The organism is Luteimonas sp. A534, assembly GCF_054072805.1.
In genome coordinates this window covers 155,217-169,026 of the sequence record NZ_JBSVRR010000004.1, presented here as the reverse complement: position 1 = coordinate 169,026, position 13,810 = coordinate 155,217, and the positions used below count along the sequence as shown (strand labels likewise).

Genomic DNA, 13,810 nt, shown 5'->3' with positions numbered 1-13,810 from the left:
TCAGGGCAGGACCAGTCCGGACGCGCGCAGCAGGCGGATGGTTTCCAGCAGCGGCAGGCCGACGAGCGCGGTGGGGTCGCGGCTTTCGATCGATTCGAACAGGGTGATGCCCAGGCCCTCGGACTTGAAGCTGCCGGCGCAGTCGAAGGGCTGCTCGAGGTCGACGTAACGCTCGATCTCGGCGCGGCCGAGGCGGCGGAAGCGCACCACGGTCGTGTCCAGTGCGCTGGTAACGGATCCGTCCGATGCCACGGCCACCGCGGTGCGGAAGGCCACGGTGCATCCGGACATGGTCTCGAGCTGCGCGATCGCGGCCGCCCGTCCGCCAGCCTTGCCGACGGCCACGCCATCGAAGTCCGCGACCTGGTCGGAGCCGATCACGCGCGCCCCGGGGCGCAGCGCGGCCACGGCTTCGGCCTTGGCCACGGCCAGGCGCAGGGCGAGGGCGGTCGGGGTTTCGCCGGCGAAGGCGGCTTCGTCCACCTCTGGGCGCACGGTATCGAACGGCAGCCGCAGCCGGGCGAGGAGTTCACGGCGGTAGGGCGAGGTCGAGGCCAGCACCAGGCCGGGCGTGGCGCTCACGCCAGCGGCGCCCGGGCGCGTTCGATGCGCTGGAGCTGCTGGTCGATGCGGGCGCGCGCGCCGTCGATCGATGCCCGCACCGCGTCGAGCTGGTCGGGCGAGGCGGTAGCGCCGTGCTGCTGCAGCCACAGCCGCTGGCGCAGCATTTCCTGCAGGGCCTCGCGCACGGGGTCCTGGCCTTCGCCGGCCACGGCCTCGATCTCGCTGCGTGCGGTCCGCAGCCTGGATTCGAGGGCGTCGGCGGCGTCCAGGACGCCGGCCATCGCCCGTTGATGGCGGTGCAGGCCGCGGCGCCGGTGCAGGATGAAGCCGGCGACCAGTCCGGCGGCAGCGATCAGGAGCAGTGTCGGGGTCAACCTGGAGGCCTCGCTTCGTGGACCCGCAGTCTGCCGGGGGGCCGGCCGCCGAGGCAAATTGCCCGCCACGGCGAGGGTTTTACGGCGTGGGGCGGTTTGACAGCGGGCGATCCGAGGCCTAACATTCCGCGGCTTATGTCCGCAGACGTGCCCGAGGTACTGGACGCTTGGCGCATGGTTGCGGCCCGGCGAGAGTTCGCTGGACGCCTGCCGCTGTCCGCTTTGCCACGCCTGCGCGAGGCACTGGTCGACGACGCGGGCGAGGTGGCGTTCACGCTGTCCTTCGATCGCGACGCGCTGCAGGTGCCTTACGTCGAACTGGCAATCGAGGCGCAGCTGCCGCTGCTTTGCCAGCGCACGCTGCAGCGCTTCGTGTTCCCGGTGTCGCTGGTGCAGCGGCTGGGGCTGCTGCGGGCCGAGGACGACGGGGACGAGGTTGCCGAAGCCGCGCTGCCGCCGGGCTATGAAGCCCTGGCCGTGGCCGACGACGGAACCGTCCGCCCCGTCGACCTGGTCGAAGATGAGCTGATCCTGGCCGTGCCGGTGGTGCCGGTGTCGCCAGGGTCGGAAAGCGTCGAACGCGACTGGCCGGTCGCCGCCGACGAAGAAGCGCAGGCCAACCCGTTCGCGGCGTTGGCGGCGCTGAAGAAGAACGTTTGAGCTACCCCATTCCGTTGCTGGAGCAATCCCATGGCTGTACAGAAGTCCCGCGTTTCCCCCTCCCGCCGTGGCATGCGTCGTGCGCATGACGCGCTCTCGGCGAAGCAGCTGTCGACCGACCCGACCTCGGGCGAGACCCACATCCGCCACCACATGACCGCCGACGGCTTCTACCGTGGCCGCCAGGTCATCGTGCCCAAGAGCAAGGTGGTCGAGGAAGATTGACCCCGCGCGTCCGTCCTCGTGACGGACGATGCCCTGGCCGTGGCGCCCCGTGCGCCGCGCGCCCGCAGGTGCCATGATCGGCGCCCAGCAACACGCGAGGTCCGTCCCAAGTCATGAGTGAGTCCGCCGCACAGCGCATCTATGCGCGCATTGCAGGGACAGGCAGCTACCTGCCGTCCAAGGTCCTGACCAACGACGACCTGGCGAAGTTCGTCGATACGTCGGACGAATGGATCGCCGCGCGCACCGGCATCCGCCAGCGCCACGTTGCCGCCGAGGGCGAGACCACCGGCGACCTTGCCGTGCATGCCGCCCTGCGCGCGCTGGAAGCCGCGGGCACCGATGCCTCCGAGATCGACCTGATCATCGTCGGCACGACCACCCCGGACCTCATTTTCCCGTCCACCGCCTGCCTGGTGCAGGCGCGCTTGGGCGTGGCTGGCTGCCCGGCCTTCGACGTCAACGCCGCATGCTCGGGGTTCATCTTCGCGCTGGGCGTGGCCGAGAAATTCATCGCCTCGGGCTCGGTGAAGACCGCGCTCGTGATCGGATCGGAAACCTTGACCCGCATGGTCGACTGGGGCGAGCGCACCACGGCCGTGCTGTTCGGCGACGGCGCCGGCGCGGTCGTGCTCAAGGCCGACACCGAGACCGGCATCCTCAGCACCCACCTGCACGCCGACGGCGCCAAGAAGGAACTGCTTTGGAACCCGGTGGGCGTGTCGGTCGGGTTCAAGGAAAACGAGAAGAACGCCGGCGTCCGCATCCAGATGGCCGGCAGCGACGTGTTCAAGCACGCGGTGCGCGCGCTTGACGCCATCGTCGAGGAGACGCTCGAAGCCAACGGCATCGACCGCCACGACATCGACTGGCTGATCCCGCACCAGGCCAACCTGCGCATCATCGAAGCCACGGCCAAGCGCCTGGAGATGCCGATGGAGCGCGTCATCGTCACCGTCGACAGGCATGGCAACACCTCGTCGGGCTCGGTGCCGCTGGCGCTGGACGAAGCGGTGCGCGCGGGCAAGGTCCAGCGCGGCCAGCTGCTGCTGCTGGAAGCCTTCGGCGGCGGGTTTACCTGGGGCTCGGCGCTGCTGCGCTACTGAGGCGACCGTACCCGGATGGACCAAGGCCGCGAATTCCGCGGCCTTTTCGTTGGCTGCCAGCTGATCCGCGGGACCGCACCCGGGTGGTGCCCGCGGAGCCATTCCGGGACGCCATCGATCAGCCAGGTTGTGCCCGACAGCACGGATTGCAGCCAGACGCACGGGTGGACGCGCTTGTAGACTGGCGTTGGCGGTGGCGTGCTCCGCCCTGGAGTCGGTGTTTCGACAGGAGGTCGTACATGCCCCGCAGTCCACTTGCCGCGTTCCCGGCACTGGTCCTGGCCCTGGTGCTGGCCGCGATGCCGGCGTGTACGCCGGCCTTGCGCGCCGAAGCGCCGGAATGGTTCGAGCTCGAGCGCGCGATGGGTGCGGATTGCCGCAGCGCGTTCGTCACCGATCCTCCGCTCGCCGACACGGCCTGCTATGGGCCGCTCCCCGCGCACGTCGCGGAATTCATCGAACGCCTTCCGGACAGCCACCGTTTCGTCGGGGCCGCCGAGCGTGCCGCCGCCCGCGCCCCGCAGATCTACAAGGCCGTGCCGGGTAACGGCCGGCGTCCCGACATTGTCGCGATGATCGAGCACCTCAGCCCGTTCTGGATCCGCTCGTTCGAAGGCGCCGATCCGGACACCACCGTCTACATGGTCTACGGGCCCGACTGCGACGCGGGCCGTCGCGATCCCGATGACCCTGCGCGGAGGATCTGCCGCTCCGATGACGCCTATTTCCGCGACGTCGTGCTGTATCGCGTCCACCGGGGCGGACCACCCGAAGAGGTGACCGCCGAGCTCGCCCCACCTGCACCGGGGATGACGCCGGACGAGCAGCGCAGGTACGGACGCTACCTGGCCGCGGAGGGCGCCGCGCGCAGCACGGACGTGAAGCTGGACGTGAGCCGGCTCGCCTACGTGCCCGTGCTGCGCTGGGTGTTCAGGCCTGTCGACTACGGCGACTACGAACCCCCCGCGATGCCGGCCTCGGACCCGCGCGCCTATGAGGATTCCGACTGGCGTGCGCGCGCGGCGCATTTCGGCTTCCTCGTCTGGAATGGAGAGCGTTTCGAACTGCAGGATGAGGTGTCCGCGACGCTATGGCCCTGCCGCACCGTGCGGCACGACGGCCACAACTGCGCGGCCGGGCATGACGTCACCGTCGACCGCTATCTCCACCTCGACGGATCAGGGACGACCCGATGAGCAACCCGCACCCGGTGGAAGCCACCACCATCGACATCCGCGCCTCGGCCGATGCCGTGATCGAACTGCTGCAGACCGGTCGCGCGGTGGAAGCGCTCGAACGCCTCGAGCGGGATCGGGCCGGTGAGCGCCCGGTCGTCCAGGAGGCGCTGGACCGGTACGTGGCCGCCGGCGCAAGGGAGGAGCTCACCCGGCTTGGTGGCCTGGAGATGGCGGAGACCATGTCGGCATCCTCCGCGGTGCTGGACCGGTTGCAACAGGCGACGGCGGCGCCCAGGAAGCCCGACTACGACGCGCGCGACGCGGCGCAGCCCAACGAGCTGGTCGGCCTGACCGATGCCCAGACCTACGACGTCTACGCCAGCATGGTCGCCGCGCGCGGCAGCACTGCGGCGCGCGCCGCGCTCGATGACGGCGATGCCGTGCTGCTGGGACTGCGCGCGGAGACCCACACGCTGGCCTCGGCGGATGCGCATGCGCGCCGCGGCACCGGCGTGTACGACGACCATATCGTGGTCCTGCGGAAGGGGCCCGACGGCGAGCGCAACTGGTTCATCGCCGATCGCGCGAGCACCGAGCCCACCGCACAGTACGACCATCATGCCGGCAGCGACGGGACGCGGGCCTTCGGCGACGGTGGGCGGGAGCGCCGGGACCTCGACCCCAGCCCGGGGTACGAAGACGTGTCGCGGCGGAAGATCGAGGGCGAGGACGTCAACGCGGATTCCTACCGCGACCTCGGGCGGCTGGCCGAAGGCAGCATCGAGATGCTGCGGACCACCCATCCCGCGAGGGGGCGCGCCACGGACTTCTCGCTGCGGCCCACGCTGGCCCAGATCGACGACCCCGCGAGTGCCACCCTCGTCGAGCGCGATACCAATGCGGATGGCTGGTTCGACGCGGCGGACGTCAACGGCGTCCAGGCGCTCAACAACACCTTCAAGATCCACAGTGGTTCGCGCCGCAACACAGACTCGGCGGGGTGCCAGACCATCCACCCGGAGGACTACGACCGCTTCATACGCGAGGTCACTGCCAATCCGGAACAGGACCGTTGGCAGTACGTGCTCACATCCACCGCCGGCGAGCCCGCGCGCGAGGTCGAGCTGGCTGGGGTCCACCCGGCCGTGTTCGGCGACCCGATGGCCGATGGCTACCTGGCGGCGGTGATGGCGGGTGATACGGAGCAGGTGGACCGGATCGCCGTCGAGTTCGCGCGATCCGACGAAGGCCGGTGGCTCGCGCAGGCCGGTGACCGGGAGCTGGCACAGGACCGCCTGCAGGCGGGGCAGCAACGCGAAGCCCAGGCACTCGCACCGCGGGAGCCCGCGCTGCAGATGTAGGCCGCGTGCCCGGCGCACGGGCACGGCTCAATACGGGCGGGTACAGACGCAGCGGGCCGTTCACCATTATCATCGCCCGGCTTTTTCCATTTGGATCACCGGCTTGACCACTTCCCACCTCGCTTTCGTGTTTCCCGGCCAGGGCTCGCAGTCGCAAGGCATGCTCGCCGACCTGGCCGAGGTGCATGTGGTGGTGCGTGACACTTTCGCCGAAGCCTCCGACGGCGCCGGCGTCGACCTCTGGGGGCTGTCGCAGGACGCCGTCGACGGTCGCCTGGATCGCACGGAATTCACTCAGCCGGCCCTCCTGGCCGCGGGCGTGGCGACATGGCGCGCCTGGCAGGCTGCTGGCGGGGCGATGCCGTCGGTGCTGGCCGGCCACAGCCTGGGCGAATACTCCGCGCTGGTCGCCGCCGGCGCGCTGCCGCTGGCTGACGCTGCGCGACTGGTGCGCCTGCGCGGCCAGCTGATGCAGGACGCCGCGCCCGCCGGCACCGGCGCCATGGCCGCGGTCATCGGCGCCGAGGATGCGCTGGTGCGCGAGACCTGCGTTGAAGCCTCGGGTGAGGAGGTGGTGGTGCCGGCCAACTTCAACTCCCCCGGCCAGGTGGTGATCGGTGGCCACGCCGCCGCCGTCGACCGTGCACTCGAGCTGCTGGCCGCCAAGGGCGTGCGCAAGGTGGTCAAGCTCGCCGTCAGCGTGCCCTCGCACACGCCGCTGATGCGCGAAGCCGCCAACCGCCTCTCCGAAGCGATGTCCGGCTTGGCCTGGAGCGAACCGTCGCTGCCGGTCGTGCAGAACGTCGACGCCGAGGTGCATGACGGCGTCCACGCCATCCGCGACGCGCTGGTGCGCCAGCTGTACCTGCCGGTGCAGTGGACCGACTGCGTCCAGGCCCTGGCCGGCCGCGGCGCCACCCGCATCGCCGAATGCGGCCCCGGCAAGGTCCTCACCGGCCTCGCCCGCCGCATCGAAAAATCCCTCGAAGCCCGCGCGCTGGGCACCGTCGCTGACTTCAACGCGGCGCTGGCGGAGTGGAAAAGCTGATTTGGCCACGGATTTACGCGGATTACGCGGATCGAAGCGAGGCCAGTCCGAATACCGCGCTCCGCATCTGCTTCTTTTACGGAAGGATTTGCGGTGACAATCTTGCCTCGGCCAGATCCGCGTAAATCCGTGGCAAAAAAGCTTTGACTGACACAGGTAGAACCATATGACCCAGGAACTGAAAGGCGAGATCGCGCTGGTTACGGGCGCAAGCCGTGGCATTGGCGCGGCGATTGCCGACGAACTGGCCGCGCGTGGCGCGACGGTGGTCGGTACCGCGACAAGCGACGCCGGTGCCAGGGCGATTGGTGAGCGGCTGGCGGGGCAGGGTGGCCATGGCCGCGTGCTCGATGTCGCCGCGGCCGGTGCGATCGAAGACCTGATCGACGCCATCGGCAAGGACGTCGGCGCGATCTCGATCCTGGTCAACAACGCCGGCATCACCCGCGACAACCTGCTGATGCGCATGAAGGACGAGGACTGGCAGGCCATCCTCGATACCAACCTCACCAGCGTCTACCGCAGCAGCAAGGCGGTGATGCGCGGCATGATGAAGGCCCGCCGGGGCCGCATCATCAACATCGCCTCGGTGATCGGCGTGACCGGCAATGCCGGCCAGGCCAACTACGCGGCGGCCAAGGCCGGCGTCATCGCGTTCAGCAAGTCGCTGGCGAAGGAAATCGGCAGCCGCGGCGTGACCGTCAACGTGGTCGCCCCCGGCTTCATTGCCACCGACATGACCCGCGACCTGTCCGACGACATCAAGTCCGCGCTGGTTGGCCAGGTCGCGCTGGGCCGCCTTGGCGAGCCTGCCGACATCGCCCGGGCGGTCGCGTTCCTGGCGGGTCCGGATGCCGGCTACATCACCGGCGAAACCCTGCACGTCAACGGCGGGATGTACATGCCGTAAAGCGAGACGGCCGCCAAGTCCTTGAATGAAAAGGGACGGAATCGGCCCGTACCACCCCCACGCGAATCCCTTACACTACCCACCGCAACAGCCTCCACCGGAGCCAAATACCAATGAGCAGCATCGAAGAGCGCGTCAAGAAGATCGTCGTCGAACAACTGGGCGTCAAGGAAGACGAGGTCAGCGCCAGCGCCTCGTTCGTCGACGACCTGGGTGCGGATTCCCTCGACACCGTCGAACTGGTGATGGCCCTCGAAGAAGAGTTCGAGTGCGAGATCCCGGACGAAGAAGCCGAGAAGATCACTTCGGTGCAGCAGGCGATCGACTACGTCAAGGCCCACGTCAAGGCCTGAGTCGCCAGGCGGCGCATGGCGCCGCACCGAGCACAAAACCCGGGGCCGCTGACGCGGCCTCGGGCGTTTCCGGCGCGCCGCGCGTGGCGTGCACAACCGTCCAGGAGTCCACATGTCCAAGCGTCGCGTCGTCATCTCCGGCCTCGGCATCCTGTCGCCGCTCGGCAATGACCTGGCCTCGTCATGGCAGGGCATCGTGGACGGCCGTTCGGGCATCGGCCCGATCACCAATTTCGACGCCTCGGCCTTCGCCACGCGCATCGCGGGCGAGGTCAAGGGCTTCGATCCCACGAAGTGGATCGCGGCCAAGGACGTCAAGAAGATGGATCCCTTCGTCCATTACGGCGTGGCGGCGGCGATGATGGCGCTGGCCGACGCCGGCCTTGACGTCGCGGCCGACGATCCGGAGCGCATCGGCGTCGCCATCGGTGCTGGCATCGGCGGACTGAAGGGCATCGAGGAAACCGCGATCAAGTACCACGAGGCCGGCCCGCGCCGGATCTCGCCGTTCTACGTGCCCAGCACGATCATCAACATGATCGCCGGCCAGGTGTCGATGATGACCGGCGCCAAGGGCCCGAACATCGCCGCGGTCACCGCCTGCACCACGGCCACGCACAACATCGGCCTGGCGATGCGCATGATCCAGTACGGCGATGCCGACGCGATGATCGCCGGCGGCGCCGAGTTCGCGACCACGCCGACGTCGCTGGGCGGCTTCTGCGCCATGAAGGCGCTGTCGACCCGCAATGACGATCCCGAGCGCGCTTCGCGTCCATGGGACGAGGGCCGCGACGGCTTCGTCATGGGCGATGGCGCCGGCGTGCTGGTGATCGAGGAATACGAGCGCGCGAAGGCGCGGGGCGCGCGGATCTACGCGGAGCTTGCCGGCTTCGGCATGAGCGGCGACGCGTACCACATGACCGCGCCCAGCGAAAATGGCGAGGGCGGCGCGCGCTGCATGGTGGCCGCGATCCGCGACGCCGGCATCGACCCCTCCGAGGTTGGCTACATCAACGCCCACGGCACCTCGACCCCACAGGGCGACCTGGCCGAGACCATGGGCATCAAGAGCGTGTTGGGCGACCACGCGCGCAAGGTCATGGTCAGCTCGACCAAGTCGATGACCGGGCACCTGCTGGGCGCCGCAGGCGGCGTCGAAGCGGTGTTCTCGACGATGGCGCTGCACACCGGCGTCATTCCGCCGACCATCAACCTCGACAATCCCTCCGAGGGCTGCGACCTGGATTACGTGCCGCACACCGCGCGCGAAAAGCAGGTCGATGTCGCGATGTCGAACTCGTTCGGCTTCGGCGGGACCAACGGCAGCCTGGTGTTCCGCCGTATCTGACCACGGTGCCGCCCGCGGGCGGCAGAACTGCACATGACCCACGTCCGCGCGCTGGCGCCCGGCCTCGACCTGCTCGCGCTGCAGCGGCACGCGCCCGGCCGCTATCCGCTGCTGCTTGAATCGGTCGCTTCCGGCACCGCCCAGGGTCGCTGGGACATGCTGCTGGTGGCCGATGGCGACCGCCTGTCGCTGGGGCGCGATGGCGTCACGCGACGCGCCGACGGCACGCCTGCCGGCAATGATTTCCTGCGCGCGCTGGACTCGGACTGGCAGGACCTGCAGCAACCCGCGCAAGCGGCTCCGTGGCCCTTCCAGGGCGGCTGGGCGCTGCTGCTCGCGTATGAACTGGCTGCCGAAGTCGAGCCGGTGCTCGACTTGCCGCCAGCCCCGGGCGGCCTCCCCGTGGCCGTAGCCTGCCGCTGTCCCGCTGCGGTGTTGCGCGACAGGGTGAGTGGCGAAGCCGTCGTGGTGGCCGAGGAGGGCGCGGAAGCCCTGCTCGATGCCGTGCTGGCCGACGCCGCCCGTGCACCGGACGCCATGGACGGAAGTGCCGAGGCGAACCTCCAGTCCTGGCCCACGCTGCTCGCGTGCCGGGAAGCGCCGGGCGCGGACTATGTCGCCGCTGTCGCCTGCGCGCTGGAGTACATCCGTGCCGGAGACGTCTTCCAGGTCAATCTCTCCCGCGCCTGGGAAGCGCGCTTCGACGCGCCCCTTGCACCCGCCGCGCTGTACGAGCGCCTGCGCCGTGCCAACCCCGCGCCTTTCGCCGGCCTGTTCGACCTGGGCCCGGCCGGCGCCGTGGTCAGCGCATCGCCCGAACGCCTGGTCTCGGTGCGCGGCGACATCGTCGAAACCCGACCCATTGCCGGTACCCGTCCACGCCTGCAGGGCGACGACGAGGCGGGCCGCATCCGCGAGCTCATCGGCCACGCCAAGGAGCGCGCCGAGCACGTGATGCTGGTCGACCTGGAGCGCAACGACCTCGGCCGCGTCTGCACCGCGGGCAGTGTCGAAGTCGACGAACTGATGGTCGTGGAGAGCTACGCCCACGTGCACCACATCGTCAGCAACGTGCGTGGCCGCCTGCGCGCGGACGCCACTCCGGGCGAGGTGCTGCGCGCGGTGTTTCCCGGCGGCACCATCACCGGCGCGCCCAAGGTGCGCTGCATGCAGATCATCGCCGAGCTGGAAGGCGTCGGCCGCGGGGCCTACACCGGCGCCATGGGCTGGCTGGACCGCAGCGGCGACCTCGACCTCAACATCCTGATCCGCAGCGCCGAAGTCCTTGGCCACGCGCTGCGCTTCAACACCGGCGCCGGCATCGTCGCCGACTCCGATCCGCAGCACGAGCTCGACGAGACCCGGATCAAGGCCCGCGGCATGTTGCAGGCCATCGGTGCCTGACCGGCGCCGCGGCCGGCACGGTATCCTTCCGCGCATGCATCCGACCCCCGACCACACCGTCGAGAACGCGCCATGAAGGCGCTCAAGCGCATCGTGCTGGTCCTGTTCGTGCTGTCGGCCCTGGCCGCGGGCGCGGCCGGGTGGTGGGCATGGAGCGGCTACCAGCGCTTCACCAGCGCGCCGCTTGCGGGCGTCGAAGCCGGCGACAACTTGGTGGTGGAGCGCGGCGACACGCTGCCGCGCGTGGTGGCGCGCCTGCGCTCGCAGGGCATCGATGCCGGCCGCGACCTCGAATGGCGCCTGCTGGCACGCCAGCTGGCCACCGGCGGCCGCATCCAGGTCGGCGAGTACGCGCTGGAGCCCGGCATCACCGCCAGGCAGCTGCTTGAGCACATGCGCGACGGCCGGGTGGTCCGCCACCGCTTCACCATCGTCGAGGGCTGGAACATCCGCGAGCTCCGCGCCGCGCTGGGCCGCGCCGAGCCGTTGCTGCAGACCCTGCAGCAGGTCGACGACGCGGCCCTGATGGCGATGCTCGGGCGCGAGGGCGTGCATCCGGAAGGCCGCTTCCTGCCCGAGACCTACGCCTACGACCGCGGCGACACCGACGTCGACCTGCTGCGCCGAGCCGCCGCCGACCTGGAGCGCGCGCTGGACGCGGCCTGGGAGGCGCGCGCGGACGACCTGCCGATCGATACGCCCGAAGAGGCGCTGGTGCTGGCCTCCATCGTAGAGAAGGAGACCGGCATCGCCGAGGAGCGGCCAATGATTGCCGGCGTGTTCACGCGCCGACTGCGCATCGGCATGCGCCTGCAGACCGACCCGACGGTGATCTACGGCATGGGCTCGGCCTTCACCGGCAACATCCGGCGCAGCGACCTGCTCACCGACACGCCGTACAACACCTACACCCGCGACGGCCTGCCGCCAACGCCGATCGCAATGGTGGGCGTGGATGCGCTGCGCGCGGCGACGCGGCCGGAGGAGACCGACGCGCTGTATTTCGTCGCCGTCGGCGACGGCAGTGGCCGCCACGTCTTCTCGCCCTCGCTCGAAGCGCACAACGCCGCCGTGCGCCAGTACGTGCGCCGCTACCGCGAACAGCACGGGCCGCGATGAGCGCGCTGCCCATGCATCCGCGCCTGGTGTCGCTGGAAGGCGGCGAGGGCGCCGGCAAGACCACGGTGCTCGCCGCGTTGCGCACGGAGCTCGAGGCTTCGGGGCGCGAGGTGGTTGTCACCCGCGAGCCCGGCGGAACCCCGCTGGCGGAGAAGATCCGCGACTTGCTGCTGCACCCCGGCGATGAATCAGTGGCTGCGGAAACCGAGCTGCTGCTGATGTTCGCCGCGCGCGCGCAGCACGTGCGTGCGACCGTGCAGCCCGCGCTCGAGCGCGGCGCATGGGTGCTGTGCGACCGCTTCACCGATTCCAGCTATGCCTACCAGGGCGGCGGCCGCGGCCTGGACATGGACTTCATCGCCGCGCTTGAACAGCGCGTGGTCGGCATCCGCCCGGGCCTGACCCTGCTGCTCGACATCGACGTCGCCGCCGGCCGCGCGCGCATCCAAGGACGCGACCCCCGGCCCGACCGCATCGAAAGCGAGCGCGACGCCTTCTTCGAGCGCGTGCGCGCGACGTTCCTGGCGCGCGCCGCGGCCGAGTCCGCGCGCTTCCGCGTGGTCGACGCATCCCGTGCGTTGGACGATGTCGTGTCCGCGGCCGTCGCCGCGCTGCGCGCTTTCACGGAAGCCGCATGAGCCTCGACGCCGCGCTCGCACCCTGGCAGCAACGCATGCACGACCACGCGGCCGCCGCGCTGGACGCCGGCCGCATGGGGCACGCGCTGCTGTTCTGCGGGCCGGCGATGCTCGGCAAGCGTCTGGTGGCGGAACGCCTCGCGCAGCGCGTGCTGTGCCAGGCGCCCGACGCCGCGGCGCGTCCCTGCGGACACTGCCGCCCCTGCACGCTGTACCGCTCGCGCTCGCAGAAGGATCCGGTCGAGCATCGGCCGGACGGGTCGCTCTCGCAGCCCTGGGGCCATCCGGGCCATCCCGACGCCATCTTCGTCGGCCACGCCTGGCGCAGCACGCCGTCGCCCGCGCGGCAGATGACGGTGATCCCCGTCGACCAGGTCCGCGAGCTGTCCGTGCGCCTGTCGACCACGCCGCAGTACGGCAGTGCCAAGGTCGCGATCATCGATCCGGGCGACGACATGAACGATGCCGCGGCCAACGCCCTGCTGAAAACGCTCGAGGAGCCGGTGCCCGGCCGCTACCTGTGGCTCATCTGCGCCAACCCTGCGCGCCTGCCCGCGACCATCCGCAGCCGCTGCCAGCGCCTGGAGTTCCGCCTGCCGCCGGCGGACGAAGCGATTGCCTGGCTCGATGCGCAGGGCCACCCCGCCGCGGCGGCGACCGAAGCCTTGGCAGCCGCCCGCGGGCATCCCGGCCTCGCCGATGCCTGGTTGCGCGATGGCGGCATGGTGCTGCGCCGCGAAGTCGCGGCCGATCTCGCCGGCGTGGCGTCGAATTCAGCATCGCCGCTGGACGTGGCGAAGGCCTGGACTGCCGATGACCTCGCGATGCAGAGGCTGCTGCATGCGGCCGACCTGTCGCGCGACCGGGCCGTCGGCTTGACCGATCCGGCACGAATCCGGAAGCTGGCCGCCTGGTTCGACGCCGCCAACCGCACCCGGGAGCTGCTACGCAGCACGATCCGCGCGGACCTGGCGGTGGTGGACCTGCTGCTCGCATGGCGCGACGCGGCCGGCGACAAGGCAAGGGGAATGATGCGATGAGTGCAACCGGTGGCGGCGCGCGGCAGGGCATCCTGTCGTTGGCAGTCAAGGACAAGGCCCAGCTGTACGCGGCCTACATGCCGTACCTCAAGCACGGCGGCATCTTCGTGCCGACGACGCGACGCTATTTCATCGGCGACGAGGTCTTCGTCCTGCTGACACTGCCCGAGTCCAACGAACGCCTGCCGGCCGCCGGCAAGGTGGTCTGGGTCACGCCGCCGGGCGCGCAGGGCAACCGTACCGCCGGCATCGGCGTGCAGTTCGCCGACACCGCCGAGGGCGAGAACGTGAAGGGCAAGATCGAGACCCTGCTGGCCGGCACGCTGAACGCGGACAAGGCCACGCACACCATGTAAGGGCTGGTGCGGAGCGTTCCCGCTTGCGGGATCGTGACCGCGAGCGCGTTCGGAGGGGGCGTCTGGTGTCCGTCCTGCCACCGGCCGTGCGTTGGTGAGGGAGTGTCATCCGCTGCCGGAGAC

At 70.2% G+C, this 13,810-nt stretch carries 16 protein-coding genes; 14 read left to right on the top strand and 2 right to left on the bottom strand.

Going from position 1 to position 13,810, the window contains the following annotated elements; genetic code table 11:
- On the bottom strand, positions 1–582 hold the full coding sequence (locus ACW5F0_RS10965) for a Maf family protein (RefSeq protein WP_456965881.1): 582 nt from the start codon (positions 580–582) through the stop codon (positions 1–3).
- Positions 579–938: a hypothetical protein gene (locus ACW5F0_RS10960; RefSeq protein WP_456965882.1), complete on the bottom strand. Its 360-nt coding sequence runs from the start codon at positions 936–938 to the stop codon at positions 579–581. The genes ACW5F0_RS10965 and ACW5F0_RS10960 overlap by 4 nt, the downstream gene beginning before the upstream one ends.
- A 135-nt stretch (positions 939–1,073) precedes the next feature.
- On the opposite strand from ACW5F0_RS10960, the gene ACW5F0_RS10955 reads away from it, so the two are divergent.
- From ACW5F0_RS10955 to ACW5F0_RS10890, 14 genes are all read left to right on the top strand, one after another.
- A complete protein-coding gene (locus tag ACW5F0_RS10955) occupies positions 1,074–1,598 on the top strand; it encodes a YceD family protein (protein WP_456965883.1) in 525 nt (174 codons plus the stop codon).
- 30 nt (positions 1,599–1,628) lie between these two features.
- Positions 1,629–1,823 (top strand): 50S ribosomal protein L32, encoded by a 195-nt coding sequence (gene rpmF / locus ACW5F0_RS10950; RefSeq protein WP_456965884.1) that lies wholly within the window; start codon positions 1,629–1,631, stop codon positions 1,821–1,823.
- A 113-nt stretch (positions 1,824–1,936) separates the two neighbouring features.
- The gene (locus ACW5F0_RS10945; protein WP_456999740.1) at positions 1,937–2,929 is read left to right on the top strand and encodes a beta-ketoacyl-ACP synthase III; all 993 of its coding nucleotides are present in this window, start codon (positions 1,937–1,939) and stop codon (positions 2,927–2,929) included.
- A gap of 239 nt (positions 2,930–3,168) precedes the next feature.
- Positions 3,169–4,125: a hypothetical protein gene (locus ACW5F0_RS10940; protein ID WP_456965886.1), complete on the top strand. Its 957-nt coding sequence runs from the start codon at positions 3,169–3,171 to the stop codon at positions 4,123–4,125.
- Positions 4,122–5,468 carry a hypothetical protein gene (locus ACW5F0_RS10935; RefSeq protein ID WP_456999739.1) on the top strand — a complete coding sequence of 449 codons (1,347 nt, stop codon included), beginning with the start codon at positions 4,122–4,124 and terminating at the stop codon, positions 5,466–5,468. The genes ACW5F0_RS10940 and ACW5F0_RS10935 overlap by 4 nt, the downstream gene beginning before the upstream one ends.
- Before the next feature lie 103 nt (positions 5,469–5,571).
- Positions 5,572–6,516 carry an ACP S-malonyltransferase gene (fabD, locus tag ACW5F0_RS10930; protein WP_456999738.1) on the top strand — a complete coding sequence of 315 codons (945 nt, stop codon included), beginning with the start codon at positions 5,572–5,574 and terminating at the stop codon, positions 6,514–6,516.
- 166 nt (positions 6,517–6,682) lie between these two features.
- A complete protein-coding gene (gene fabG / locus ACW5F0_RS10925) occupies positions 6,683–7,426 on the top strand; it encodes a 3-oxoacyl-ACP reductase FabG (protein WP_456965889.1) in 744 nt (247 codons plus the stop codon).
- Between the two features lie 113 nt (positions 7,427–7,539).
- On the top strand, positions 7,540–7,779 hold the full coding sequence (acpP, locus tag ACW5F0_RS10920; protein WP_132985143.1) for an acyl carrier protein: 240 nt from the start codon (positions 7,540–7,542) through the stop codon (positions 7,777–7,779).
- Positions 7,780–7,891: 112 nt separating this feature from the next.
- Positions 7,892–9,130, top strand: a complete 1,239-nt coding sequence (gene fabF / locus ACW5F0_RS10915; RefSeq protein WP_456965890.1) for a beta-ketoacyl-ACP synthase II — start codon at positions 7,892–7,894, stop codon at positions 9,128–9,130.
- Between the two features lie 33 nt (positions 9,131–9,163).
- Complete coding sequence (locus tag ACW5F0_RS10910) at positions 9,164–10,534, top strand: aminodeoxychorismate synthase component I (protein WP_456965891.1); 1,371 nt, start codon at positions 9,164–9,166, stop codon at positions 10,532–10,534.
- Between the two features lie 72 nt (positions 10,535–10,606).
- A complete protein-coding gene (gene mltG, locus ACW5F0_RS10905) occupies positions 10,607–11,653 on the top strand; it encodes an endolytic transglycosylase MltG (RefSeq protein ID WP_456999737.1) in 1,047 nt (348 codons plus the stop codon).
- Positions 11,650–12,291 (top strand): dTMP kinase, encoded by a 642-nt coding sequence (tmk, locus tag ACW5F0_RS10900; RefSeq protein WP_456999736.1) that lies wholly within the window; start codon positions 11,650–11,652, stop codon positions 12,289–12,291. Before mltG ends, tmk begins: the two co-directional genes overlap by 4 nt.
- On the top strand, positions 12,288–13,331 hold the full coding sequence (locus tag ACW5F0_RS10895; RefSeq protein ID WP_456965894.1) for a DNA polymerase III subunit delta': 1,044 nt from the start codon (positions 12,288–12,290) through the stop codon (positions 13,329–13,331). The genes tmk and ACW5F0_RS10895 overlap by 4 nt, the downstream gene beginning before the upstream one ends.
- Complete coding sequence (locus ACW5F0_RS10890) at positions 13,328–13,687, top strand: PilZ domain-containing protein (RefSeq protein WP_132985137.1); 360 nt, start codon at positions 13,328–13,330, stop codon at positions 13,685–13,687. Before ACW5F0_RS10895 ends, ACW5F0_RS10890 begins: the two co-directional genes overlap by 4 nt.
- The last annotated feature ends 123 nt before the right edge of the window (positions 13,688–13,810 follow it).